Annotated in this window: 22 protein-coding genes; 8 read left to right on the forward strand and 14 right to left on the reverse strand. The window is 63.8% G+C overall.

Going from position 1 to position 25,214, the window contains the following annotated elements; all coding sequences use genetic code 11:
• Positions 1–6: 6 nt before the first annotated feature.
• Positions 7–1,425: an FtsX-like permease family protein gene (locus tag ACOZ9V_RS18765; RefSeq protein WP_434592538.1), complete on the reverse strand. Its 1,419-nt coding sequence runs from the start codon at positions 1,423–1,425 to the stop codon at positions 7–9.
• Entirely contained in the window at positions 1,425–2,180 is a 756-nt protein-coding gene (locus ACOZ9V_RS18770; protein WP_181272198.1) for an ABC transporter ATP-binding protein, read from the reverse strand. The genes ACOZ9V_RS18765 and ACOZ9V_RS18770 overlap by 1 nt, the downstream gene beginning before the upstream one ends.
• Before the next feature lie 108 nt (positions 2,181–2,288).
• Between ACOZ9V_RS18770 and ACOZ9V_RS18775 the strand changes: the two genes are divergently transcribed.
• The gene (locus ACOZ9V_RS18775) at positions 2,289–2,588 is read left to right on the forward strand and encodes a VOC family protein (protein ID WP_181272197.1); all 300 of its coding nucleotides are present in this window, start codon (positions 2,289–2,291) and stop codon (positions 2,586–2,588) included.
• Here the strand turns inward: ACOZ9V_RS18775 and ACOZ9V_RS18780 are convergent.
• The 3 genes from ACOZ9V_RS18780 to ACOZ9V_RS18790 form a co-directional block, all read right to left on the reverse strand.
• Positions 2,560–4,128 carry an AMP-binding protein gene (locus tag ACOZ9V_RS18780; RefSeq protein WP_181272196.1) on the reverse strand — a complete coding sequence of 523 codons (1,569 nt, stop codon included), beginning with the start codon at positions 4,126–4,128 and terminating at the stop codon, positions 2,560–2,562. The genes ACOZ9V_RS18775 and ACOZ9V_RS18780 overlap by 29 nt on opposite strands.
• Before the next feature lie 18 nt (positions 4,129–4,146).
• Positions 4,147–5,280 carry a DUF5938 domain-containing protein gene (locus ACOZ9V_RS18785; protein ID WP_181272195.1) on the reverse strand — a complete coding sequence of 378 codons (1,134 nt, stop codon included), beginning with the start codon at positions 5,278–5,280 and terminating at the stop codon, positions 4,147–4,149.
• Between the two features lie 90 nt (positions 5,281–5,370).
• Entirely contained in the window at positions 5,371–6,162 is a 792-nt protein-coding gene (locus ACOZ9V_RS18790; RefSeq protein WP_181272194.1) for an SDR family NAD(P)-dependent oxidoreductase, read from the reverse strand.
• 121 nt (positions 6,163–6,283) lie between these two features.
• Between ACOZ9V_RS18790 and ACOZ9V_RS18795 the strand changes: the two genes are divergently transcribed.
• Positions 6,284–6,937, forward strand: a complete 654-nt coding sequence (locus tag ACOZ9V_RS18795; RefSeq protein ID WP_181272193.1) for a TetR/AcrR family transcriptional regulator — start codon at positions 6,284–6,286, stop codon at positions 6,935–6,937.
• A 68-nt stretch (positions 6,938–7,005) separates the two neighbouring features.
• Here the strand turns inward: ACOZ9V_RS18795 and ACOZ9V_RS18800 are convergent, their stop codons facing one another.
• Complete coding sequence (locus tag ACOZ9V_RS18800; RefSeq protein WP_181272192.1) at positions 7,006–8,322, reverse strand: DUF445 domain-containing protein; 1,317 nt, start codon at positions 8,320–8,322, stop codon at positions 7,006–7,008.
• Positions 8,323–8,608: 286 nt separating this feature from the next.
• Between ACOZ9V_RS18800 and ACOZ9V_RS18805 the strand changes: the two genes are divergently transcribed.
• The 6 genes from ACOZ9V_RS18805 to ACOZ9V_RS18830 all read left to right on the forward strand — a co-directional run bounded on the left by ACOZ9V_RS18805 (position 8,609) and on the right by ACOZ9V_RS18830 (position 15,390).
• Complete coding sequence (locus ACOZ9V_RS18805) at positions 8,609–9,487, forward strand: class I SAM-dependent methyltransferase (protein ID WP_434592547.1); 879 nt, start codon at positions 8,609–8,611, stop codon at positions 9,485–9,487.
• Between the two features lie 201 nt (positions 9,488–9,688).
• Positions 9,689–10,864: an acetylornithine deacetylase gene (argE, locus tag ACOZ9V_RS18810; protein ID WP_229664220.1), complete on the forward strand. Its 1,176-nt coding sequence runs from the start codon at positions 9,689–9,691 to the stop codon at positions 10,862–10,864.
• A 10-nt stretch (positions 10,865–10,874) separates the two neighbouring features.
• Positions 10,875–11,495, forward strand: coding sequence for a DUF488 domain-containing protein (locus tag ACOZ9V_RS18815; RefSeq protein WP_181272190.1), 621 nt, complete (start codon positions 10,875–10,877; stop codon positions 11,493–11,495).
• Positions 11,496–11,689: 194 nt separating this feature from the next.
• Positions 11,690–12,637 (forward strand): iron uptake transporter permease EfeU, encoded by a 948-nt coding sequence (gene efeU / locus ACOZ9V_RS18820; protein ID WP_181272189.1) that lies wholly within the window; start codon positions 11,690–11,692, stop codon positions 12,635–12,637.
• Positions 12,638–12,716: 79 nt separating this feature from the next.
• Positions 12,717–14,030 carry an iron uptake system protein EfeO gene (gene efeO, locus ACOZ9V_RS18825; protein ID WP_181272188.1) on the forward strand — a complete coding sequence of 438 codons (1,314 nt, stop codon included), beginning with the start codon at positions 12,717–12,719 and terminating at the stop codon, positions 14,028–14,030.
• Between the two features lie 19 nt (positions 14,031–14,049).
• Entirely contained in the window at positions 14,050–15,390 is a 1,341-nt protein-coding gene (locus tag ACOZ9V_RS18830; RefSeq protein ID WP_181272187.1) for a Dyp-type peroxidase, read from the forward strand.
• Between the two features lie 454 nt (positions 15,391–15,844).
• On the opposite strand, the gene rplI is transcribed toward ACOZ9V_RS18830, so the two are convergent.
• From rplI to ACOZ9V_RS18870, 8 genes are all read right to left on the reverse strand, one after another.
• Positions 15,845–16,288 carry a 50S ribosomal protein L9 gene (gene rplI, locus ACOZ9V_RS18835; RefSeq protein ID WP_244195274.1) on the reverse strand — a complete coding sequence of 148 codons (444 nt, stop codon included), beginning with the start codon at positions 16,286–16,288 and terminating at the stop codon, positions 15,845–15,847.
• A 31-nt stretch (positions 16,289–16,319) separates the two neighbouring features.
• On the reverse strand, positions 16,320–16,559 hold the full coding sequence (rpsR, locus tag ACOZ9V_RS18840) for a 30S ribosomal protein S18 (RefSeq protein ID WP_025779604.1): 240 nt from the start codon (positions 16,557–16,559) through the stop codon (positions 16,320–16,322).
• A 47-nt stretch (positions 16,560–16,606) separates the two neighbouring features.
• Positions 16,607–17,236, reverse strand: a complete 630-nt coding sequence (locus ACOZ9V_RS18845) for a single-stranded DNA-binding protein (RefSeq protein ID WP_172173179.1) — start codon at positions 17,234–17,236, stop codon at positions 16,607–16,609.
• A gap of 34 nt (positions 17,237–17,270) precedes the next feature.
• On the reverse strand, positions 17,271–17,561 hold the full coding sequence (gene rpsF / locus ACOZ9V_RS18850; protein WP_025779601.1) for a 30S ribosomal protein S6: 291 nt from the start codon (positions 17,559–17,561) through the stop codon (positions 17,271–17,273).
• A 109-nt stretch (positions 17,562–17,670) separates the two neighbouring features.
• The gene (locus tag ACOZ9V_RS18855) at positions 17,671–19,044 is read right to left on the reverse strand and encodes a hypothetical protein (RefSeq protein WP_181272186.1); all 1,374 of its coding nucleotides are present in this window, start codon (positions 19,042–19,044) and stop codon (positions 17,671–17,673) included.
• 16 nt (positions 19,045–19,060) lie between these two features.
• Positions 19,061–21,478, reverse strand: a complete 2,418-nt coding sequence (locus ACOZ9V_RS18860) for a transglycosylase domain-containing protein (protein WP_259358020.1) — start codon at positions 21,476–21,478, stop codon at positions 19,061–19,063.
• Between the two features lie 445 nt (positions 21,479–21,923).
• The gene (locus ACOZ9V_RS18865) at positions 21,924–23,630 is read right to left on the reverse strand and encodes an AMP-binding protein (RefSeq protein ID WP_434592555.1); all 1,707 of its coding nucleotides are present in this window, start codon (positions 23,628–23,630) and stop codon (positions 21,924–21,926) included.
• A gap of 108 nt (positions 23,631–23,738) precedes the next feature.
• Positions 23,739–25,214, reverse strand: coding sequence for a CCA tRNA nucleotidyltransferase (locus tag ACOZ9V_RS18870; RefSeq protein ID WP_434592558.1), 1,476 nt, complete (start codon positions 25,212–25,214; stop codon positions 23,739–23,741).

The following is a 25,214-nucleotide window of genomic DNA, read 5'->3' on the forward strand; positions in this document are numbered from 1 at the left end:
CTCCTCTCAGGCCATGGTCGCCTCGGCGGTGGCCCGGTTCTCGGGTGCCGCCTCGGCGAGGGTGCGGTTGTGGGGATCGATCTCGGTGACCCGGCGGACGAGCGGGCGGGTGACCTGCAGCCCCAGCCATACCATCGCAACCCCGGCCACGAGGACGGCGGCGACGGTTCCGATGGTGAACGGATCGCCGAGGTCGCTCACCGAAGCCATGAGCCAGGCGAGGATTCCGCCGAGGAACAGGGAGACGACGGTGACCAGCAGGATCGGCGACATCACGGCGTTGACGGTCACCCGGTGCATCATCTGCTGGGTCATTCCGGCGGCGTGGAGCTCGCGGTAGGTCGTGGCCCGGTCGAGGATGTCTGCGGCCTGGTTGATCGTGGCCGAGACGATGACGAGGACGAAGGCGATGACCAGGGTGAGGATGAGTCCGGTGAAGATATCGTCGCCGAGGTGGACGTACGGGCCCATGACCGCGCGGTCCTCGGCGGAGAAGTCCTCCTGACCGCTGCGCATCATCGCCGTTCCCGCCCCGCCGACGACGGCGATGAAGGTGATCATCGCCAGCCCGGCGACCCGACGCCAGTACTGTCCGGGAGCGTCGGCGATCATTCCCGCCGCCATCACCGAGGCGGGACCGCGGGCGATTCTGCCGGCGATGCCGGCGTGGACGCGGATGCACAGGACGCCGAGGACGCTGATGAGCAGGAGCGTGATGCCGATCGTGGCGATGCTGTACATGATCGTGACCGCCATCGGCAGCTCCATCTGGGTGGAGACATAGGTCGCGATGGCCACGATGAGGATGAGCACGATGGCCGCGATGACGCGGGCCAGGGGGAATCTCCGGGGCAGCGACCGGGTGCGCACGCCCAGCGGGGAGACCTGGATCTTGCGCAGGCCGATGAGCGAGGCGATCAGGCAGACCGCCAGGAGGCCCACGATGACCGCGGCGAGCAGCCAGACCGGCAAGAGCAGTGCCTGGTAGCCCAGGGGTTCGCCGACGAACGTGATGAAACTCAGCGGCCAGGCGACCAGCAGATAGCCGCCGATTCCGGCGAAGATGCCCAGCGAGGCGGGGACGAAGGGTTCGGCGACGGCGATGAGGCGGATCGTGCCGCGTTGCGCCCCGAGCAGGGACAGGGTCGAGAGTCGCTCGTCCTGACGGCGGGCGCTCAATTTCGCCGAGGCGACCCCGAGGCTGGTCGCGGGCACGATGAGGAAGACCGTGGCGAGGACGGCGAGGAGCTGGTACAGCTCGGCCACCTCGGCGTATCCGGAGACGTCGGGGCGGTCGATGAATGCCCAGGCGCCGGCGGCCACGGTGAGGAAGATCGTCGAGCAGGAGAAGAAGGCGATCCCGACGAGCCGCGACGTCGTCGAGGTCAGGGACTGTTTGGACAGGAGGACGGGAAGGATATTCATCAGTGTGCGGCTTCCTGCATTGCCGAGTCGGCGACGATGCGGCCGTCGGCGAGTCTGACGACACGGGAGCAGCGGGCGGCGACGTTCTCATCGTGGGTGACGACGACGAGAGTGGAGCCGCGGCCGACAGTGGAGCCCAGCAGCTCGGTGAGGACCTCATTCGAGGTGCGCGAGTCGAGGGCGCCGGTCGGTTCGTCGGCGAAGGTGACGACAGGTTGGGTGACCTGGGCGCGGGCGATAGCCACGCGCTGAGCCTGGCCGCCGGAGAGCTGTCCGATCCGCTTGTGTCCGTGCTCGCTCAGGCCGAGACGGTCGAGCCAGGCCCTGGCGTGCTGGGTGGCGTCCGAGCGGTTCATGCCTGCGAGCATGGCGGCGAGCGCGACATTGTCGATGGCGGTGAGTTCGGGCAGGAGCAGTCCCTGTTGGAAGACGAAGCCGAAGACCTCGCGGCGCAGAGCGGTGCGGCCGGATTCCTTGAGGGAGGTGATCTCGGCGGCGGCGCTGCGGTCGGTCGGCGAGAGTCGGATGCGGCCGCTGTCGGGACTGATGATGCCGGCCAGGCAGTGCAGAAGAGTCGTCTTGCCGGAGCCGGAGGGTCCCATGATGGCCAGGGAATCGCCGAGACCGATCGTGAGGTCGACTCCGGCGAGAGCATACGTCTGGTTGAAGTGCTTCGTGACGTTGCCGGCGGTGATGATGGCAGGGTGCTGGTGGGCGGGCTGCTGCGCTGCGGCAGGATGCTGTGAAGAAGTCATGTCTCTATGTTTTCGCCCAACGGGCCCTGGCACTATGCAGTCAGCCCGTCAGCCGGTGCGGGATTTCCCAACCTCCGTTGACGAAAAACCGAGTTCGGGGCACCGGGCTTGACAGTCTTCCGACACCACCTCATCGACACTGTGGTCTCCCCGGAGGATCCCGACGGCGTAGAGATCGTCCTCGAGCCCAATTCGCATCCCGCAGTGGTTCCCTTCACCGAGGCGCTCGTGGCCGACGGGATCCCGATGCATCAGTTCACCATCGATGACGTCCAAGCCGAGTATGAGCGGCTGAGCCGCCTCGGCGTCACCTTCACTCAGGTACCCACGACGATGGGACCGATCACCACGGCGGTGCTCGACGAGACCGTCGGCAACCTCATTCAGCTCGTCCACCAGGACGGGTGACCGGCTGACCCTCCTGAAGCAGCTCGTCGCGGATATCGACCTTGAGTACCTTCCCGACCTTGGACCTCGGCAGATCCGACCAGGCCTCGATGTGCTTCGGGGTCTTCACACTGCCGATCCGGGCTTTGACGTGGGCACGCAGCTCCTCCATCGTCACCTCACCGCCTCGGCGCAACTGGACGACAGCGGCGACCTTCTCACCCCAGTGGTCATCGGGAAGACCAATGACGGCACAGTCCTGCACCTCCGAGTGCGAGAGCAGTGCCTGCTCCACTTCGGTGGAGTAGACGTTGAACCCGCCGGTGATGATCATGTCCTTGGCCCGGTCCACGACGTAGAGGAAGTCATCGTCATCGAGGTAACCGATGTCACCGGTGTGGTGCCATCCGAAGCGAGAGGCCTCCTCGGTGGCTGCGGGATTCTTATAGTAGCCGTCCATGACGAGTGAGCCGCGGACGACGATCTCGCCGCGCTCACGGCGAGGCAGGAGTGCGCCGTCGACATCCATGATCGCCACCGTGCACAGCGGCGTGGGCCTGCCCGCAGAACGCAGACGGCCCGTGGCCACCGACCCATCAGGGAGAAAGTGGTCCTGTGGCGCCAGGGTGGAGACCATCATCGGAGCCTCCGTCTGCCCGAACAGCTGCGCCATGACGGGGCCTATTCGCTCGAGTGCTTCCTCCAGCCGCACGGGAGACATCGGAGCGGCTCCGTACCACAGGCATTCCAGCGAACTGAGGTCCGTGGAATCGAGTCCTTCCTCGGCGAGGATCATGTACACGATCGTCGGCGGCAGGAACGAATGAGTCACCCGGTGCGACTCGACGTTCGTGAGGAACTGCCCGACGTCGGCAGTACGCATGATGACGATCTCCCCACCAAGCGCCAGAATCGGGAAGCACAGCACTCCCGCGGCGTGGGTGAGCGGAGCCATCGCCAGATACACCGGTCGCGCGGTAAACGGATAGGACATCAGGGTCAGTGCCGTCATCGTCTCAAGACTGCGATTGGACAGCATGACGCCCTTCGGCCGCCCCGTCGTGCCTCCGGTGCCGACGACCATCGCGAGATCGTCGACAGGCTCTGTCTCGGCCGCAGTGTCTCCACCGCTGCCGAGAAAGGCTTCCCATGTCAGCGCCCCGTCCGCTGCCCCATCGAGGCACACCCAGGTGTGGACGAGTGGCAGGTCGGCTCTGATCTTCTCGACGAGCTGCGCATACGCACCGGCGAAAATGACGACCCGACAGTCAGAAAGCTCCAACAGCTCGCGATTCTCTGCAGCTTCGTTGCGCGGGTTGATCGGACACCACACCGCGCCGAGGCGGCTGATGCCGAATACGCAGGTGAAGGCCGTGGGATCGTTACTCGAGATGATGGCCACCTTGTCACCGGGCGCCACGTGTCTCGCAGCGAGCCCGGCGGCGATCTCGTACGACAGCTCCTGTACCTGCGCATAGCTGCGTGTCTGACCGTCCGTGGTTAGACACGCAGCTTCGGGGTCGATGGTCGCTCCCTTGTCGAGGAAGTCCGCGAGTCTCATGATTCTCGATCCCCTGACTCAGTTCTGCACCGTGAGCACCGGTTCGGCGACGAGGCCGAACTCCCTCAGCACCCCGAGGAGCTCCTTGTGCCCGAATGCCTGGCATCCCGAAGCGAAGCCCACTCGCCGAGGTGGCTGCTGAAGCAGGTGATACGCGAAGTAGGCCTGGAGCAGCCCGGTCTGCTGATAGTTGCTGTTGCCATGGATGACGCAGTGCGCTCTGCCGAGCGGTCCGCTCGCGTGGACCGAGTCGAGTGACTTGTTCACCAGTGGATTCTCCCGCGGCGGCATCTCGCTCATCACCTGCGCAGCCATCTCGGTGAGGACCGCGTCACGTTCGTCATCGGACATGTCCTTCGTCTGCTCGAGGGCATTGGCCACGATGACCGGGACACCCCGCATGAGCGGCGTGTTGAAGACCCCGCCCTGTGCCTTGACATTGGCAACCCGCGGATCGTTCTTGAACCACACTGGGTGGCTCGTGCCGCCCCAGGGAAGCGACTGCGCGAGTTCGTGCTGGCCGGGAACGACGAGCGGGACGAGCCCTTCATTCGGGTCGAATTCGGTGTAGGCATTGCGCTCGAGGTAGTACGCCTTCGAGGTCGCTGCGTTGACGAGGATCGTCTGCGTCGATGCGATCGTCGGACTGCCGCCCCAGAACACCGCGATATCCAAGGTATCGAGGCCGGGTTTGTCGAGGCAGAGGTTCGCCGCGATCTCGCCGATCGTGTACATCTGGGCCAGACCGGGCGAGAGCAGCCTGTCCTTTGCGGCGAACTGCTCACCGAACCGCTCTTGGCAGGTGATCAGCCAGTCCTGCTCACCCGAGGTATCGGAGTAGTGGACTTTGGCGTCGAGAGCCGCCTGGACGACTGTGGGTCCGTACTTGCTGAAGGGGCCGACGGTGTTGATGACGACCTCGGCTCCGGAGAAGAGCTCGGTGAGCGCTGCCACTTCGTTCTCAACGGCCCTGACCTCGAAGTCGGCGGTCTCGATTCCGGGGACGTTTGTGGCCATCGAGTCCTTCAGCCGCTGCTCATTGCGTCCGGCGGCAATGAATGGAACACCATATTGTCGGAGGTATTCGCAGACGATCCGGCCCGTGAAGCCGCTGGCGCCGTAGACGATGACGGGTTTGTTCGATGCTGACATCTCTGTCTCCTTTTTCGCAGTTCTTCGTTGTTTCGAGTGTTCGGGTATTCGGGGTGGCGGGACGGTCACCGGGTCTCGCCTCGGCAGACTTCACATGCCCATGCCGCCGTCGACCTGGAGTGCGGCGCCGTTGACGAATCGAGACTGGTCCGAGGCGAGGAAGAGCAGGGCATCGGTGATGTCTTTCTCCTCGGCGAGGCGACCCGACGGGGTGAGGTCGATGACTGCCGCGACGGCCGCCTCGGGGTTCTCGAAAAGACCGAGTTCGGAGACATCGTTGGCCAGCCCCGCACCCATCTGGTTGGGAACAAGACCGGGGAAGATGCAGTTCACACGAACCCCGTAGCCGAGCTTTCCGCTCTCCATCGCTGCGACCCGCGTGAGCCGGTCGATCGCCGACTTCGTTGCCGAGTACACAGAGATGCCAGGAAAAGCGATCGTGGCGGCCACCGAAGCGACGTTGATGATCGTTCCACCGCCTTCGGCGGGACCTCCAGGGCGCATCGCACGCAATCCGTGCTTGAGACCGAGCACCGTACCGAGAACATTGACATCGAGCATCGTCCTCGCATCGGTCGGGTCGATATCGGTGATCAGACTGGTGATCTCGACTCCGGCGTTGTTGACGATGATGTCCAGACCGCCCAGTGCGCCGACGGTCGATTCGATCGCCGTCTGCCAGGATGCGTCGTCGGTGACGTCGAGCTTGGCGAAATGATGACCGGCACCGAGGTCGGCAGCCACCTCTGCGCCGCGTTCCTGCAGGTCAGCAATCGCGACCTTAGCCCCCGAGGCGGACAGTGCACGGGCGTAGGACTCTCCGAGTCCCTGCGCCCCACCTGTTACCAATGCTCGACGTCCGGTCAGATCATAGATAGACATTGCGGCTCCTTTGCCGTCGTTTCCATGCTGGGTGTTCAGCGTCACATTCATTCTTGACACCTGTCAAGACCAATTGTCCAGACCGATTGCCCAGACCAGACGGAGAAGCTAGCATCGAAATGTGGCCAGTACCGAGTCTCAGCAGAAGCCCGCCCGCAGCAGACGGGGCACGGGCAGCTACGACGAGCGTCGGATCAAGCTCGCGGAATCCGCGTTGCAGACGCTCGGCGAGCTCGGCTATGCCCGAACGAGCCTGCGTGAGATCGCGGCCAATTCGGAGTTCAGTCACGGGGTCGTCCACTACTACTTCCGTGACAAGACAGAACTCATCGTCTTCTGCGTCAAGCACTACAAGACCCAGTGCATGCACCGCTACGACTCGGTCGTCGAGGAGTCGACTACCGCCGAGAATCTGCTCACCGGCTTCGCGGACAAGCTCGTGCAGACGCTGACGGAGGAGTCGTCGATGCATCGCCTGTGGTACGACCTGCGCTCTCAGAGCATGTTCCAGGAAGTGCTTCGCGAGGACGTCTACGACATCGACCGTGGGCTCGAGGATATGATCTGGCGCGTGGTCAGCCAGTATGCCGACCTTGCTGGGAATCGACCGCTGGTCGAGTCGCGTGCGGCCTACACGATGTTCGACGGCATCTTCGAAAGTGCGCTCCGCGACCACATCGCCGGTCGTGCAGGAGCGGTCGAATGGATCAGGAAGCAGATCGCCACACTGATCCCGGCACTGTGTTCACAACCCGTGGAGACTGAGTCCGCCTGATCTCGCAGTCTCGACTCTCACTCGGCGGGAACGAGAACGCGGCCGACCTCATCGGCTCAGCGTGAGGCTCATCCCGGCAGGAGCACGATGACGGTGTGGATCACGAGACCGACCAGCGCACCGATGACAGTGCCGTTGATGCGGATGTACTGGAGGTCGCGGCCGACGTAGAGCTCGATGCGCTCGGCGGCTTCCTTCGCATCCCAGCGCTCGATGGTGTCGGAGATGACGCTGGCGATCTCGGGGCCGAAGCTTTCGGCCAGATCACCGGCGGTGGTGGCGATCCGGTCGTCGATGCGGCGGGAGAATTCCGAGTCCGCCTGCAGCCGGTCGGCGAATTCGCCGATGAGCTGCCAGATGCGGGCGCGGACTTCGCCGCCTTCGTCGATGATGGCCTCGCGCAGCAGCTGTTTGAGCGAACCCCAGATCTCGAGGACGGAGTCGACGACGCCGTCCTGACTGAGCAGGTCGTTGAAGATCTCTTCGGCCCGCTGGGACAGGGATGAGTCTGATTCGAGGTCGTCGGAGAGGTCGACGAGCCACGCATCCAGCGCCTGTCGGGCCCTGTGGTATTCATTGTCGCGGACGTCTGCGACCCAGCCGAGCACTTCGCGCTGCAGGCGGTTGGCCAGCTGTTCGTTGACGAAATCGGGGACCCAGGACGGTGCCCGGTTGTGGACGATCTCATCGATGACCTGCGGATTGTCACCCAGCCAGCTGTAGGCCTCCGCGACGATGAGGTCGACGAGTCTGTGGTGAGCACCGTCGAGCACGATCTGACGCAGCAGCTGAGCGAGCACCGGTGTCTTTCGGGTGGCCACGAGCCGTGGAATGATGACGTTCCTGGTCAGCGCCTTGATGGAGTCGTCATCGATACGCGCGAGCACATATTCGAGTCCTCCTGCAGCACGGTCGACGACGATGTCTCGGTTGGCGGGCTTGGCCAGCCATTTCCCGGCACGATGGGAAATCTCGGCGGATCGGATCTTCGTCGACACCGCCTCGGCGTGGAGGAAGTTCGCGGCGACGAAGGCCGACAGACTCGCACCGAGGGTGTCCTTCTTGCGCGGGATGATCGCGGTGTGCGGAATCGGCAGCCCGAGAGGGTGGCGGAACAGCGCGGTGACAGCGAACCAGTCGGCGATGGCGCCGATCATCGCGGCCTCCGAGGCGCGGGAGACGAACCCCCAGACGCCGGTGTTGTCGGTGAAGAGGTGGGTGGAGAGGAAGATGAGCGTGGCGAGGATGAGCAGCGAGAGCGCGAGCGTGCGCATCTTCTTCAGCCCGCGAGCGCGCTCTTGATCCTCCGGCGTGAGCTCGGCCGGCCCGCCGTTTCCGCTGCCGGCGCCGAAGCGCGGTACGGATGGTGTCTTCTCGATCGACATCGTTACCCCCTGCTCCACGACTTTAGCGAAACCCTGCCCCTCCACACGCATCCGCAGGCGGGTTCGCACCTGGGAATTCCGCGGAGAGCCCCGCCGCTCGGGCCGCCCCATTTCCCGCGAGCATCCCTCACCGTTGCTCCTACTTCCCCGCGCTCCCTGCTATCCACCTCGCCGATCCCATATCTCCCCGGTGCACCGGGTGGAGACGCCACGACTCATGAGAGATGCGCCTTCGTGACAGTCGCCGAGGCGGCCCTGCCCGACCGTGGAACGTTAGGCTACGTGGATGGAGTACTTCGAGAATCGTGAACGTGCAGAATCCTTCGGCGAGGTCGCCCGGGACTACGATGAATTCCGACCGAAGTACCCGTCCGCCCTCGTCACAGCGATCATGCAAGCAGCCGCAGTCGGCACCGGCTCTCGCACGGATGCCTCACTGCCGTCCACCGGCGATCGAACCTCGGGTGCTCCGCGCATCCTCGACGTCGGTTCCGGTACCGGCATTCTCGCGTCCCAGCTCAGGTCAGCAGGCGCTGAGATACTGGCTGTCGAACCGGATGACGAGATGGCCGCAATCGCTCAAGCCAAAGGCCTCGATGTGGAAGTCTCGGCGTTCGAGAACTGGGACCCACAGGGCCGGACCTTCGACCTCGTCAGCTTCGGTCAGTCCTTCCACTGGGTCGACCCGGCGGTGGCTCTGCCGACGATTCGCACGGTGCTCCGCCCCGGTGGAATCCTGGCTCTGGCCTGGAACGATATCGAACCCATCAGTGAGCTGAAGACCCGGCTCGATGCGGTCATCGCTCGCTTTCATGCCGACGGCAGGACCGCGAGTCTCGGTTCGAGAGCGAGCCGGGGCACCGAAGCGAGCCAAGAGGCGAGGGCGGGCAGCAGTACAGCTGAGTCCGCGCGGGAGCTCGAACCCGTCGAACATCCGGCGCTCACAAAACTGCAGGACGCCGGTTTCACCCCGAATGAGACCACTTTCGTCGAGGACCTTCACTATTCGAAACACCATTGGCTGTCGATGGTCTTCACCTATTCGGCTCAGCTGACGATGGATCCGGTGAAGAGAGCGGTCATGCGCGAAGAGATGTCCGCCGAAATCCCCGACGACGGTCTCGAAGCGCGGAACGAGGCACTTCTCGTCCTCGCTGGGGCCTGAATATGGGGCCCTCATGGTTCAAAAGCTGCGCGCTCAATGCTGAGCAGTGCCCACCCACTGGGCCGGTCCCACACGGCACGCGTCCGCCCCGTAGAGTGAAGTCGTCTGGTCACCGCTGTCCTGCCCGGGGCCGCGGCCCTCCCGCAGACGCAGCGATCTGACCGAACCGAGACCACCCGCATCCGAGAGTCAGGAGCAGTCGTGCCATCGACACCCGCCGAGGCCACCATCACCGAGATCACGAATCTCATCACCTTCGACACGACGAGCCGGGACACGAACCTCCCGCTCATCGACCACGTCGAAGCCCGCCTCCAGGCCGCCGGCATCGAATCACGCCGGATCCCGAACCCGGAGGGCACGAAGGCGAACCTGCTCGCAACCATCCCCGCAGCCGACGGCACGACCAGCGGAGGCATCGTCCTGTCCGGACATACCGACGTCGTCCCCGTCGACGGCCAGGACTGGTCCTCCGACCCATTCACTCCCGAGATCCGCGACGGAAAGTACTTTGCCCGCGGCAGTGCCGACATGAAGTCCTTCATCGGCGTCATCCTCTCGCGCCTCGAAGCGCTCAAGTCCGCGAAACTCAGCGAACCCATCCACCTCGCATTCTCCTATGACGAAGAGATCGGCTGCGTGGGCGCCATCTCCCTCGTCGAAGCCATCACAGAGGAGGGCCTGGCGCCCCGCGGCTGCATCGTCGGCGAACCCTCGAGCATGCGCGCCATCCGCGGCCACAAATCGATGAACGTCTTCCGCGTCGACTTCCATGGCGTCGCCGCCCACTCCTCGCTCACCCCCGAAGGCGTCAATGCCATCGCCTATGCCTCCGAATTCGTCGCCTTCGTCCACGCCGTCGCAGCCGAATTCCGCACCGAAGGGCCCTTCGACGAGGCCTATGTCGTGCCCTTCACCTCGGTCACGGCGAACACGTTCACCGGCGGCATCGCCGTCAACACCATCCCCGCCGAGGCGACCGTCCAGTTCGAGTTCCGATCGCTCGGTTCCGTGGACCGCGAGGCCCTTATCGAACGCTTCCGCGCCGAAGCCGAACGCCTCGGTCGAGCCATGGCGGCCGAGAACGAGACCGCCGGTGTCGACTTCACGATCGAAGCCGAAGCTCCCGGCTGCGAGACTCCGGCCGATGCGGACATCGTCTCGCTCGCCGCGAACTGGGGCGCCATCGCCACCGATGACAAGGTCACGTACGGCACCGAGGCGGGGCTGTTCTCCGAAGCCGGCATCCCGACCGTCGTCTGCGGTCCCGGAGACATCGCCCAGGCTCACGCACCCGACGAGTTCATCGAACTCGACCAGATCGCCGCCTGCGAATCCTTCATCGACGCCCTCATCGCCGACCTCTCCGAGGGTTGATCGACCGGATATGAACGCCAGCTGGACCGGTCGCGTCGCTTCCACCGAGGCGGCCACCGGTCCTGCCGGTACCGCCAAGTCCGACCTGCCGGCCGTCCTCACGGTCGGGCATTCGAACCGAGAGCTGAACGAACTCATCGAACTGCTCACCGATACCGGCACCGAGGCGGTCTTCGACGTCCGGAAACTGCCCGGTTCGAACAAGTACCCCTGGTTCAACGCCGATACCCTTGAGACCGACCTCGCCGAGGCGGGGATCGAACTGCGCCGTCTCGAGGGACTGACCGGACGCCGCCCCGTCAGCCGTACCGTGCCGTTTGAGACGAATGCCTGGTGGCAGAACCGCAGCTTCCACAACTACGCCGACCACTGCCTCTCCGAAGAGTTCCACACCGACCTCGACATCCTCATCGAATGGTCGACGACCCAACGCTGCGTCCTCATGTGCTCAGAGGCGGTGTGGTGGCGCTGCCACCGCAGGATCATCGCCGACCAGCTGCTTGCCCGCGGCCTCGCGGTCTCACACATCCTCGGCGCGGGACATGTCGATGCGGCGAAGCTCAGCGAGGGTGCACGACTTGGCGACGATGGGAACCTCACCTACCCCGCCGAGGATCCTCTCGACCTCTGATCCTGATTCCGATCCACCTGTCGAATCCGACAATCACCCCTGCCGCCGCTGAAATTCGCGTGATTTCTCGCGTCCGCAGCACCACGAAACTGGATGTACACTGAATCAGCCGACCTTAGGTTAGGCTAAATTCGTTCATCCCCTTTCGAGACGGCCCGAACACCCGCCTCGACGAACTGACGAGAGCGAGTCAGATGTTCGTCGCGAACCTCCTCATCGCCTTGCGCGAAGGTCTCGAGGCCACCTTGGTCATCGGCATCCTCGTGGGCTACCTGGTCAAGACCGGTCGACGAGACGTCTTGCCCAAACTCTGGCTCGGCGTCGGTCTCGCCGCACTCATCCCCTTCGGCATCGGCGCCCTGCTGACCTGGGGGCCGAAGACCCTGACCTATCAGGCGCAGGAGATCATCGGCGGCGTGCTCTCCATCATCACCGTTGCCCTGGTGACCGGAATGATCTTCTGGATGGGCAAGCACGCACGCGCACTCAAAGGTGAACTCGAATCGTCGATGGCCGCCTCGTTGGACAAGCGCTCGTCCGGCTGGGGTCTGGTCTGGCTCGCCGTGCTCGCCGTCGGCAGGGAAGGCGCGGAATCCGCGCTGTTCATCTGGGCCACGGTCCGCTCCTCGGTGGAGAACAACGTCATCGCCACCACCGCCGGCGTCGTCACCGGGCTGCTGCTCTCGCTCATCCTCGGCTGGCTCATCTACCGCGGTTCGCGCAAGATCAACATGAAGCTGTTCTTCTCCGTCACCGGTTACTTCCTCATCCTCGTCGCCGCCGGAATCTTCGCCTACGGCATCAGCGATCTGCAGGAAGCCGGAGTCCTGCCCGGCATCATGAACCATGCGTGGGACTTCAGCCACCTGCTGCCGGAACCCACGTCGCCGATCTACTGGCTCTACGTCCTCGGACAGGCGATCTTCCAGGTCAACGTCCAACCCACGGTGCTCCAGACCATCGGCTGGATCATCTACATCGTTCCCGTGGCCATCATCTTCTTCCGCCAGGTCCACGGGAAGTCGCCACGCAAGAAGGGCGGGACGACCCCCGCCCCGACGGAAGGGCACACCCTCGCCGAGGCGGGCCCCACCTCGGCGGCGGTCGAGGCGAGATCATCGGCGACCACGCCCCATCCCTGATCTGCCACACCGCCCCTGGTGCGGCCCGGCCGCACCAGAGCACCATCCTCATTCACCAGTCTCATCTGCAAGGACATCCATGAATCGCCATTCCGCTCTCATCGCTCTGCCCACGGTCACTCTGCTCGCCCTGTCGCTGGCAGCCTGCACCGACAATCCGCAGAACAAGAAGGACGATGCCTCTGCCTCCGGCGACACTGTCACGGTGACCATCACCGATGACACCTGTGAGGTCAGCCCCGCCACACTGCCTTCGGGCAAGGTGAGCTTCTCCGTGACGAACAACGGCACGAAGCCGAACGAGTTCGAGATCCTCGCCGAGAACAAACTCCAGATCGAATCCGAGAAGGAGAACATCGGCCCGGGCACGACGACTACGGTGACCACAGCACTCGAAGAAGGCACGTACTACACGGCATGCAAGCCGAATATGGTCGGCGATTTCGTGGGACTGGCGAAGTTCGCCGTAACGAAGGGCGAAGACGTCTCCGTCGACAGCGACACCCAAGCCGCCGAGGACAAGGCGATCACGAACTACACCGGCTACGTCAAGGACCAGGTCGGTCAGCTCGTCGATGCCACGAAGGACTTCAGCGATGCTTACACCTCGGGTGATACCGAGAAGGCGAAGGCCCTCTATCCGTTGGCGCGTCAGCACTATGAACGCATCGAACCGACCGCCGAGTCCTTCGGCATCAAAAAGGCCGGAGACCTCGACGGTGCGCTCGACGCCCGAGTCCAGGACCTCTCGGCTGATGCCGGGAAGAAGCCCAACGACCCCGAGGTGTTGGCCGACTGGACCGGTTGGCACCGGATCGAAGCCGATCTGTTCACGGACAAGTCCGAAGGCTATAAGTTCGAGTCCGGGGCCGAACGGAAAAAGGTCGCAGACAAACTCAACGAGGACACGAAGACCCTCTACGACCTCGTCTACGGCAAGGTCGACGGCGCCAGCGGTACGTTCGAACTCAAACTCTCCGATGTCGCCACGGGTGCATCCGCGCTGCTCGAAGAGGTCGCACTGTCGAAGATCGGCGGCGAAGAGGAGACCTTCTCACACACCGACCTCTTTGACTTCCACGCGAATATCGAAGGCGCCGAGGTGGCCTACGGCAATGTCGAAAAGCTCGTCGAAGCCCAGGATCCCGAGCTCGCGAAGAAGATCACAACGAACCTCGACGGTGTGAAGACGGTGCTCAAGAAGTACCAGACCGGCAAGGACGATGAGGGCAATATCCTCTACAAGGACTATTCGAAGGTCGCGGCAGTGCAAAAGGACGCCGGCGAAGCTCCGAAGGACACCGACTACACCAAAGCCCAGCAGGAACTCTCAGACGCAGTCAATGCCCTGAGCGAACCCCTGTCGCAGGTCAGCGGCACGATCCTGCGCTGAAGTCTGTCGGAGTACGAGCATGAGCAATGACGAACCCATCGAGGCGGGTTCCACCGAAGGCAAGGTGCGCGGGATTCCGAGGCGTCGGCTCTTTGCCCTCGGTGGGGCCGCAGGTGCTCTCGGCATCGCTGGTGTCGGGGGCGGTGCGGTCGGTTATGCCGTGCGCGGAACGCAGGAGAAGAAGCAGTCCGCCGTCCATCTAAGCTATCCCTTCCGGGCTGAGAAGCAGCAGGGCATCCTCACTCCCGCTCAGGACAATATGTACACGGTGGCCTTCGATGTCACGACCTCGGACCGTCAAGCGCTCATCAGCCTCCTCGAGGATTGGACGGTGGCGGCGGAACAGATGAGTGCCGGTGACCTGGTTGGTGGCGCTCCGGACGCGAATACCGAACTGCCGCCGAAGGATTCCGGTGAGGTGTGGGGCTATCCGGCCAGCGGGCTGACGATCACCTTCGGCTTCGGTGCCACCTTGTTCGTCGATGAGTCGGGCAAGGATCGTTTCGGCCTGAAGGGCAAGATGCCGCAGGTGCTCAAGGACGGTGTGCCGAAGTTCGCGAATGAAGCCATCCATGCCTCTGAAAGCAATGGGGATCTGCTCGTCCAGGCCTGCGCGAACGATCCGCAGGTCGCCGTCCATGCGATCCGCAACCTCACTCGCATCGCTTTCGGCACTGCGAAGCTCAAGTGGGGGCAGATCGGCTACGGCCGCACCTCTTCGACGTCGACTGAGCAGGAGACGCCGCGCAACCTGTTCGGGTTCAAGGACGGGACGAACAACATCAAGAGCGAGGACGCCGACGGCGAACTCGACAAGCACCTGTGGGTACAGTCTGGTGATGATCCGGCTTCCGATGGCTGGCTGGCCGGTGGCACCTACTTCATGGCTCGCAAGATCCACATGTACTTGGAGATCTGGGACCGAGTGTCCTTGGCTGAACAGGAAGACATCATCGGCCGCGACAAACGCTATGGCGCCCCGCAGTCCGTGGCAGAACCCACCGCGGATGAAGAGTTCACCACCATCGACTTCTCTGCGAAGAACGCGGAGGGCGCACCGGCGATCGATGCGCGGTCGCACATCGCCATTGTCGCTCCCGAACACCACAAGGGGGCGAAGATGCTGCGTCGAGGATACAACTTCACCGATGGCAATGATTCGCTCGGCCGCCTCGATGCGGGGCTGTTCTTCATCGCCTATGTGCGGGACCCGCGGACGAACTTCTATCCGATCCTCAAGACCATGGCACAGAAGGACCTGCTCACCGAGTACCTGCAGCATCAGGCCTCGGCGCTGTTCGCCATCCCGCCCGGCATCGGCACCGGCGACACGATGATCGGCCAGAAGCTCTTCACCTGACCCATACCTTCCCATCGTCCCGCAGCGTCCGGACCGCATCGCAGCATCCCGCCGTCGCACCCCGCAGCATCCTTCACCGTGAGTGCCACACCGAACCAGTGCAACGAGAGGGTGTGCGACTCCCGCGACGTTTTGGGAGCAACGAGCCGTGAAGCCACGAACGCGTAGGGATGTCTCCACACAGAGGCGCCCATCGCACCGGCCCATCCCGCCGGCCCAACGCACACCACTGCCGCGACGTGGCACCTCGCCCGCTTCCGTGCGGATGCACGCCGCCTGCGTCATTTGACACCCACTGCGGCGCCCAACCCCGCCGCAACGCCCAGCCAACCCCATGAATAACGCCGAGGCGGCACCTGAACCCAGGTGCCGCCTCGGCGGTGGTGCGGTGGGGCCGTTCAGGCCCTCACCACGTCCGAATCATCCGGACTGGGACGCCCGGACAAGGCCTTGATCAGGCCTTGCCGATGACCTCGAACTTGATCTTCGCGGTGATCTCGTCGCCGACGCGCACAACAGCGTTGTAGCTGCCGGGGGTCTTGACGTGACCGGTCAGGGCGACCTGACGGCGATCGAACTCGCGTCCGGTCGCGGTCTGCAGGGCCTCGGCCACGAGGGCGGGGGTGACGGCGCCGAAGAGGCGACCGTTCTTGCCGGCCTTCATGTCGATGCGAGCCGTGGTCGACTCGAGTTCGCCCTTGACCTTGATGGCTTCGTCGTGATCAGCGATCTGCTTGGCCTGACGGGCCTTGCGCAGAGACTCGATGTGCTTCTCAGCGCCGGCGGACCAGGCCGAAGCCCAGCCACGAGGCAGAAGCAGGTTGCGTGCGTATCCGGCACGAACCTCGACGACGTCGCCGGCGGCACCGAGGCCGTCGACTTCCTGGTTCAGAATCACTTTGCGGTTAGGCATTATTCTTTCCCTCCGATCAGCGAGCTGAGCTCGAGTAGGGCAGAAGTGCCATCTCGCGGGCGTTCTTGACGGCCTTTGCGATGACGCGCTGTTCCTGCACGGTCACACCGGTGACGCGACGTGCACGGATCTTGCCGCGGTCGGAAATGAACTTACGGAGCGTAGCGGTGTCCTTGTAGTGGATGTTCGCCGCTTCGCCCTTCTTGAGCGGATTAGCCTTCTTCTTGATAGGCTTCCGGATCTCTGGCTTTGCCATGAGTATCTCCTGTTAACGAATGTCTCGAAATGTCGTGAAGACGTGGATCAGAACGGGGGTTCATCGGCGCCGGGGTTGCCCCAGCCGCCGTTGCCGCTCTGCGGGTTCGATGATGCCCACGGGTCATTGGCGGGTGCGTTGTTGCCGCCCTGGCTGTAGCCCTGGCGCTGACCGCCCTGCTGGCCGCCCTGCTGAGGATTGTTGCCCCAGCCGGAGGACTGCTGGTTGCCGAAGCCGCCCTGCTGGCCGCCTCCGCCCTGGCTGCCGCCACCGAAGTTGCCGCCGCCACCGCCGAAGTTTCCTCCGCCGCTGGGGCTGTTCTTCGAGACCTGGGCGGTGGCGCGTCGCAGGCTGGGGCCGACTTCGTCGACATCCAGCTCCATGACCGTGCGCTTCTCGCCTTCCTTGGTTTCGAAGGACCGGGACTTCAGTCGGCCCTGAACGATGACCCGAGTACCGCGCTGCAGAGATTCGGCGACGTTCTCTCCCATTTCACGCCACACCGAGCAGCGGAGGAAGAGAGTCTCTCCGTCCTTGAACTCGTTGGCCTGACGGTCGAAGATACGCGGCGTCGAGGCCACGGTGAAGTTAGCGACTGCCGCACCGTTCGGTGTGAAGCGCAGTTCGGGATCGCTGGTGAGGTTCCCGACGACCGTGATGACTGTTTCGCCTGCCATTGAATCTCCTAGAAGCGAGGTAGCTTAAGATGCCTTACTTGGCGTCCGGGCGGAGGATCTTCGTACGCAGAACGGACTCGTTGAGTCCGAGCTGACGATCGAGTTCCTTGGTCGTTGCAGGCTCGGCGTGGAAATCAACCACGACGTAGTAGCCTTCGGACTTCTTCTGGATCTCGTACGCGAAGCGACGACGTCCCCAGATATCCACGTTGTCGACGGTGCCGTTCTCAGCCGGGACAACCTTGATCAGGTTGTTCACGGTGTCAGCCAGCGTCCGCTCTTCGAGGTCGTTATCAAGAATGAGCATGAGCTCGTACTTACGCATATGTCACCCACCTCCTCTGGTCTTTGCGGCCATGGTCGGTCCATGGCAGGAGGGTATATGCACGCCCGCTCCCCGTCTCGTGATCGTCACGAAATGGGAACAGACCTCACTAGTCTAATCGACCGGTGCGCTGACTGTCATGTCCGGATTCGTGCTCTTCCTTACGTCCGGCAGCCCGATGTTCCAGTGCGTCGCCAGGATCGTCGATCTCTTCTCGCCGAGGCGGCGCCGACGCAGCCATGCGACCGCGGATACCTCGCCGGTAGAGGTTCTCACCGGCCATGATCACGACGAGGACGAGAGCGAGCAGCCGCAGCAGGGTGAACAGGGCGACGAAGGTGGAGTCGAGTCCCTCATCGACTTCGAACCCCGACACATCGCCGAGTTGGACGGCGACGGCGAAGACCGCCTCGGCGAGGGTCCAGACGATGAGCACCCACCAGCGGCGGACGGACAGGGCGATGAAGGGCAGCAGCCACAGGCTGTCCCAGGGCATGAGTCCCGGCGCAAGCAGCAGGCAGCCGCCGATGAGCAGGCATGCGGCTACGGCCGGGTCGAGACCCGTGCGGCGGACCATGTAGAGGGAGACGGTGACGGCGAGGACCACTCCGGCGCTGACGATGATCCACAGCGGGGCCCAGACGGACACGTCGCCGAGTTCGGCCATGAGCAGGATCGAGGCGAAGGATCCGCCGTCGACGGCATCGGAGTACCAGTGGATGATCCGGTCGATCGCGCTGAGATCGACGACGAGCAGCACCGCCGAGGTGACCGTGGCCGCGGCGAGCATCATCCGCGGATTGCGCGGCTTCAGTCCCCGTGCCGGGTTCGGCCCGGTCACAGTCATGGCGAGGAGCACGAGGAGGGCGAGCGGATTGATGAACGTCGCGATGCCCAACAGCACTCCGGCCAACCACCCGCGCGGGCGCAGCGGTGGGCTTCCGAAGAAGATGACCATCGCCCACACCGCCAGCGCGAGGGCAATCGGGTCGAGAGTGGACCCGAGGGTGAAGAGGATGAGCGGGGAGACGTAGACCGCGACCAGCCACCCCCGGAAGCGGGCGAGGACGAGGAGTCCGGCGCCGAGTGCCGCGATGCCTGCCGTGTTGAGCAGGAGCACGACGACCATGAAGAGGGAGACGTCGTTCGTGAACAGCTGGAACAGGTCGACCAGGCGAGCTTCCAGCGGGGCCAGGGCCGCCGCTCCGCCGTGCGCGCGCCCGAGCACGTCGGGGTTGGTGTCACCGATAAAGGCCGTGGACAGCGGCCCTGCGCACATCCTCGCCGAGGCGGACGGCTGTTCGTATCCCGAGCTCAGACACGGGCCCTGCAGAGCCAGAGCGAGGAAGGTGGTGACGCCGAGGACCGCAGCCAGCGCAGAGGCCTGCGCGCTGCGGAACCGGCGACCGGCAGCACCGAGGTGAATGCCGACCGGACCGCCGAGCAGAGGCTCGGCGATCCGGGTGCTGGACTTCGAGGGCATGACTCGAGGTTACCGGTCAGCCGGTGATGTCATCGATGCCCAATCCGCCATCTTCACTGCTGCCGTTTCCGGTGTCTCCACCGCCAGTGTCGCCACCGTCGCCAGAGCCCTTGTCGGTACCGTTGCCACCGGTGTCGCCACCGCCGCCGGAGCCCTTGTTGGAACCGTTGCCGCCACCGGTGTCACCACCGCCGCCGTCATCGGACCCACTGTCCTTACCGTCGGAGTCCTTCGAACCCTCGTCGGAGCCGTCCTTCGAGCCTTCTTCCTTGCCCTTCTCGTCGCCGTCGGAGTCCTTGTTCTTGTCCTCGTCGTCCTTCGGAGTCTCGATCGGAGCCTTCGGCTCTTCCTTCTCCTTGTCCCCGTCGCTGCCGTCATTGCTGCCCGACGGTGCTTTCGGCTCGGGCTTCGGAGCCGGGGCCGGGTTGGAGTTCTTCGGTTTCGGCTTATCGGGAAGCTCGCCGCGGGCCGGGAACTGTTCGACCTTCTCACCCTGGAGGGCCTTCTGCATGTAGTCGGTCCACACCTGAACGGGGAACGAACCACCGGTGACCTCACCGCGACCGCCGAAGGAGCCGATAGACACGGACTTTCCGTCGACCTCGCGATAGAGCACGACCGAGGTGGCGAGGTTCGGTGTGTAACCGGAGAACCATGCGGCCTTGTTCTCGTTCGTCGTACCGGTCTTGCCGGCGGCAGGACGACCGAGGTTCTGGGCGTAGCTGCCCGAACCACCCTGAACGACCTGGCTCAGGGCGTACGAGGTCTCGGCACCAACTGCCTTGTCGAAGACGCGCTTGCCCTTGGTTTCGGCCTTGTACACTTCCTCGTCCTCGGCACCCTTCGTGACCTTCTTGATCGAGTGCGTCTCGTGGTGCACGCCGTTTGCCGCAAAGGTCGCGTACGCCGAAGCCATGTCGATGGGCTTGACGCTGGGCGTACCGAGCACATTGGAGGGGTTCGGGGTCAGACCAATCGAGCAGCCGCCGGTATCCCCGGTCTTCATCTCCTTGTCGGTGCAGTTCTCGCTCAGACCCGCACGTTCGGCGACGTCGACAGTCTTGTCGGGCCCGACCTGCACGTTGAGTGCCGCATAGGCTGTATTGATCGAGGACTGCGTCGCCTTGAGCAGGCTCACCGGGCCATAGCTCGAGCCGCCGAAGTTGCGCACCGGCCACGGCGTGCCGTCGTTGTTGAGCACCGTCGGGCTGGCACCGGGATAGGAATCGGTCAGCCTGACACCGTTCTCCAGACCGGCGACGAGCGCGAAGGGCTTGAACGTCGATCCGGCCTGCACATGGCTCTGGGTCGAGGCATTGAACGCCTGATCGAGGTAGTTCTTACCACCGTAGAAAGCTTCGATCCCGCCGTTGTCGGGGTCGATCGAGACGAGTCCGGCCTGCATTCCTTCGGGCTGGTCCTGGGGAAGCGTCTTGATGGCCTGCTCGGCTGCCTTCATACGATCCTTGTCGAAGGTGGTGACGATGTTGTAGCCACCGCGGTCGAGCTGAGCCTCATCGATATCGAGCTTGCGCAGGGCTTCACGACGGACGAAATCCCACATGTAGCCCTTCTGCCCGGACAGCGAGGATTCCTTGTTCTGCTTCTTCACTTCGGGCATCTCGACCTTGGCGGCCTGCTCCTCGGTGATGAAGCCTTCGTCGACCATGTTCTTGACCACGTAGTCGAAGCGGTCCTGATAGGCCTCGGGGTTGTCCGAAGGATCGGCGGCACCCGGGCGCTGGATCATCGCGGCCAGCAGAGCGGACTCGCTGACATTGAGTTCCGAGGCCGGTTTGTCGAAATAGTTCTGAGATGCCACTTCGATGCCGTAGGAACGACGGCCGAGGTAGATGGTGTTGAGGTAGTTCGCGAGGATCTCGTCCTTCGACTGCTGCTGGTCGATCTTGAGCGAGATGAACATCTCCTTGACCTTACGATCAAGCGAATGCTCGTTCGTGAGGTAGAAGTTCTTCACGTACTGCTGGGTGATCGTCGAACCGCCACCCGCGTACTTATTCGTGGCCACGCCGACGACAGCGCGGGAGAGACCCTTGATCGAGATGCCGCGGTTCTCGTAGAACGAAGTGTCCTCGGCGGCGATCGCGGCCTTCTGCATGGGTTCGGAGATCTCGTCGATCTCCACTGACTTGCGGTCCTCGACCTTGTACTGACCGATCGGCGTCTTGCCGTCGCTGTAGTAGATCGTCGAGGTCTGACCGGTGGCCTCGAGGTTCGGCTCGGGGATGTCCGTTGCGGCATAGCCGATGGCGAACGCCACGCACAGGGCGATGACGAGGCTGAGCCCGCCGACGACGAGTACGCGGATGCTCGGCAGGAAACGGGTCCATCCACTCACACCCGCTCGCGGGTAGTTGAGCAGGTTCTTCGTATTCCTGCCGATGTTCTTGGCTGTGTGTTGTCCCTTAGCCACCCAAGGTCCTCCAGGTCAGTCAGCCTGCCGCAATGCGTGGCGACGAGGTCCGAAAAAGGTCAAAGACGCCAATCAGTCTCGCACGCATTCATTAGTAGAGGATGAAAAAGTGCTGAGCCTGACGCCCTGCAGACACGCCAGGTTACCGAACCGTTCTCAGAGTAACCCCGCATTCGGCATCTCACCAGGTATTTTACTTGACTGCGGAAGAATCAACCATGACGAGTGCGTGTTTGCTCACATTCAATAGTGCTCCCACAGATCAGTGCTCGGCGTCGCCAGCCAGGGCACCGCGACCAGGCGCGCGTACCTTCTCGTTCAAGCGTGCCCGCACTTTTCCGCAGATGCCGCCAGCCGCGACGCCTCGTTCAAGCCGCCCAGCGCTTTGCCACAGGTATACGGGCTGAAAAGTGCTGGGCCGCTTGAACGAGAGTCGCGGCGCCGCTCAGCTCTTGAGGTTGAAGTCCGTGTCGGCGTACTCGTTGCCCTCGACGACGGGTTCGCCGCTGAATGGATGCAGCTGGTCTTCGCGGGCGCGCAGCTCGACGCGACGGATCTTTCCGGAGATCGTCTTCGGCAGCTCGGCGAACTCGAGTCGGCGGATGCGCTTGTACGGAGCCAGATTCTCACGGCAGTAGGCGAGGATCGACCGCGCCGTCTCGGCATCGGCCTCGAACTTGCTCGACACCACGACATACGCCTTGGGCACAGCCAGTCGCACAGGATCCGGCGAGGGCACGACGGCCGCCTCGGCGACGGCCTCGTGTTCGATGAGCACGCTTTCGAGCTCGAAGGGGGAGAGCCGGTAGTCGCTGGCCTTGAACACGTCATCGGCGCGACCGACGTAGGTGATGTATCCGTCCTCGTCACGGGAGGCCACATCGCCGGTGTGATAGACACCGCCTTCGAAGGCCTCTGCGGTCTTCTCCGGGTTGCTCCAGTATCCGGTGGTCAATCCGACGGGGCGAGGATCGAGGCGCAGGCAGATCTCGCCCTCGTCGCCTTCCTCACCGGTCGCCGGGTCGATGAGCACGACGTCGAATCCGGGCAGGGCCTTGCCCATCGAACCGTATTTGAGCTCCTGATCGGGCGAGTTGCCGATCTGCAGGGTCGACTCGGTCTGACCGAAGCCGTCGCGGATGAGCACACCCCATTCGCTGTGAACGCGGTCGATGATCTCGGGGTTGAGGGGTTCACCGGCACCGAGAGCTTTCGTCGGGGGATTCTTCAGGTGGCTGAGGTCGGCCTGGATGAGCATGCGCCACACTGTCGGCGGGGCGCAGAAGCTCGTCACTCCCACGCGGTCCATGGTCTCCATGAGGGCGTTGGCGTCGAAGCGCGAGTAGTTGTAGAGGAAGACGCAGGCTTCGGCGATCCACGGGGTGAAGATGTTCGACCAGGCGTGCTTGGCCCAGCCGGGCGATGCGACATTGAGGTGGACGTCGCCGGGTGTCAGTCCCATCCAGTACATCGTCGAGAGATGACCGACCGGGTAGGAGACATGAGTGTGGGCGACCATCTTCGCTTTCGAGGTGGTGCCCGAGGTGAAGTAGAGGAGCATCAGGTCATCGGCGCGCGAGCTGCCCTGAGGGTCGAACTCGGTGCTCTCATCATCAGCATCGGAGTAGCTGTAGTCCTGCTGGCGGGTAGGTTCCCCGCCGACGACGATGCGGACGACTTCGACATCGACGTCATCGAACTTCGCGGCATCCTCGGCGCCTGCGACCACGAACTCGGCCTGACCGCGCTCGGCACGGTCGGTGAGATCGATGGGTCCAAGCTGCGTGGTGGCCGGCATGAGCACGGCACCGAGCTTGATGCCGGCGAGCATCGTCTCCCACAGCTCGACCTGGTTGTTGAGCATGACCATGACATGGTCGCCGCGCTTGATTCCGGCACGGCGGAAGTGATTCGCCACCTGGTTCGACCGCGCGGAGAGCTCCGCGAAGCTCCACTTGCCCTCAGTTCCGTCCTGTTCGACGATCCACAGAGCCGGCTTGTCGTTGTTCTCGGCGATCTTGTCGAACCAGTCGAGTGCGAAGTTGAAATGCGTGGGACGCGGCCATTCGAACTGGTCGCGGGCGGCCTCGTAATCGCTGCGGAGCTCGATCAGCTTGTCTCGGGCAGCGCGGAACTCCTCGGTCACTGTCATTGTGGTCTCCTCACCTTTCGCCTCCGTCACATCATGTGACGTCACACACAAATCTAAACGATTACGAAGCTATCAGCACTGATCAGCCGGTGAGCAGGCGGGGGTCGGTCACTGACCGTGGGATTCCCACCAGGAGCGCAGCTCCGCCTCGGCGCGTTCGCGTCCGAGCGGCCCGTGCTCCATCCGCAGCTCGAGCAGATGCTTGTACGCCTTGCCCACCAGCGGTGATGGTTCGATATCGAGGATCGCCATGATCTGCTTGCCGTCGAGGTCCGGGCGGATCGAATCGAGTTCTTCCTGTTTCGCCAGGGACTCGATGCGCTCTTCCAGGTCGTCATAGGCGAACGCGAGCCGATCGGCCTTCCGCTTGTTCCGGGTGGTCACGTCCGCACGGGTGAGAATGTGCAGCCGCGAGAGCAGCCGTCCCGCGTCGGTGACATAGCGGCGCACCGCCGAATCCGTCCACCCGGCATCGCCGTAGCCGTAGAAGCGCAGATGCAGTTCGACGAGGCGGCCGACCGCCTTCGTCGTGTCCTTGTCGAAGCGCAGCGCCTTCATCCGCTTGGCCGTGAGCTTCGCACCGACCGCGTCGTGATGGTAGAACGTCACGGCACCGCCGGGCTGGAAACGCCGAGTGGCGGGTTTGCCGACATCGTGCATGAGCGCGGCGAAACGCACGACGAAGTCCGGCACGCGCAGGCGCTGCGGATCCTCGTCGGCCATTCCGGCCTCCTCTTGAGCCGCGGCATATCGCCTCTCGAGTTCGACTGCCTGACGCAGCACGGTCAGCGAATGCTGGTAGACGTCCTTGTGCCGATGATGTTCATCGGTCTCGAGCTGCAGTCCGGACACCTCGGGGAGGACATGGTCGGCGATTCCGGTGCGCACGAGCAGGTCGATTCCGGCGACCGGATCGATGCCGGTGATGAGCTTGACGAGTTCGACCTGGACGCGTTCGGCGGAGATGATCTCGATCCGATCGGCCATCGCCGTCATCGCCTCTTCCACCTCAGGCACTGGGTCGAGCCCGAGCTGAGAGGTGAACCGGGCCGCGCGCATCATCCGCAGCGGATCATCGGAGAACGAGTCCGCGGCGGCCCCGGGGGTGCGGATGCGACCGGCGATGAGGTCGTCGAATCCATGATGCGGGTCGACGAACGTCTTCGAGGGCAGCCGGATCGCCATCGCCCCGATCGTGAAGTCGCGGCGGACGAGGTCGGCGTCGAGGTCCGTGCCGAAGGCGACCACAGGTTTGCGCGAGTCCTCTTCATAGGCTTCTGCGCGGTAGGTCGTGATCTCGATCTGCACACCGGACTTCACGGCCCCGATGGTGCCGAATTCGCGTCCGATGTCCCAATGTGTGTCGACCCAATCGGAGATCAGTCCGAGGATGTCGTCGGGGTGGGCATCGGTGGTGAAGTCAAGGTCGGGCATGGGGCGACCGAGCAGCGCGTCACGGACGGAACCGCCGACGAGGGCGAGTTCGAAACCGGCTGAGGAGAACCTCTGACCCAGCGGGCCGAGGATGTGCTCGAGTTCGTCGAGCTTGTCGTGCAGTCGGTTGTGCGCGGTCTGCGGATCCAC

The organism is Brevibacterium sp. 1718, assembly GCF_051131255.1.
GTDB classification, from domain to species: domain Bacteria; phylum Actinomycetota; class Actinomycetes; order Actinomycetales; family Brevibacteriaceae; genus Brevibacterium; species Brevibacterium sediminis.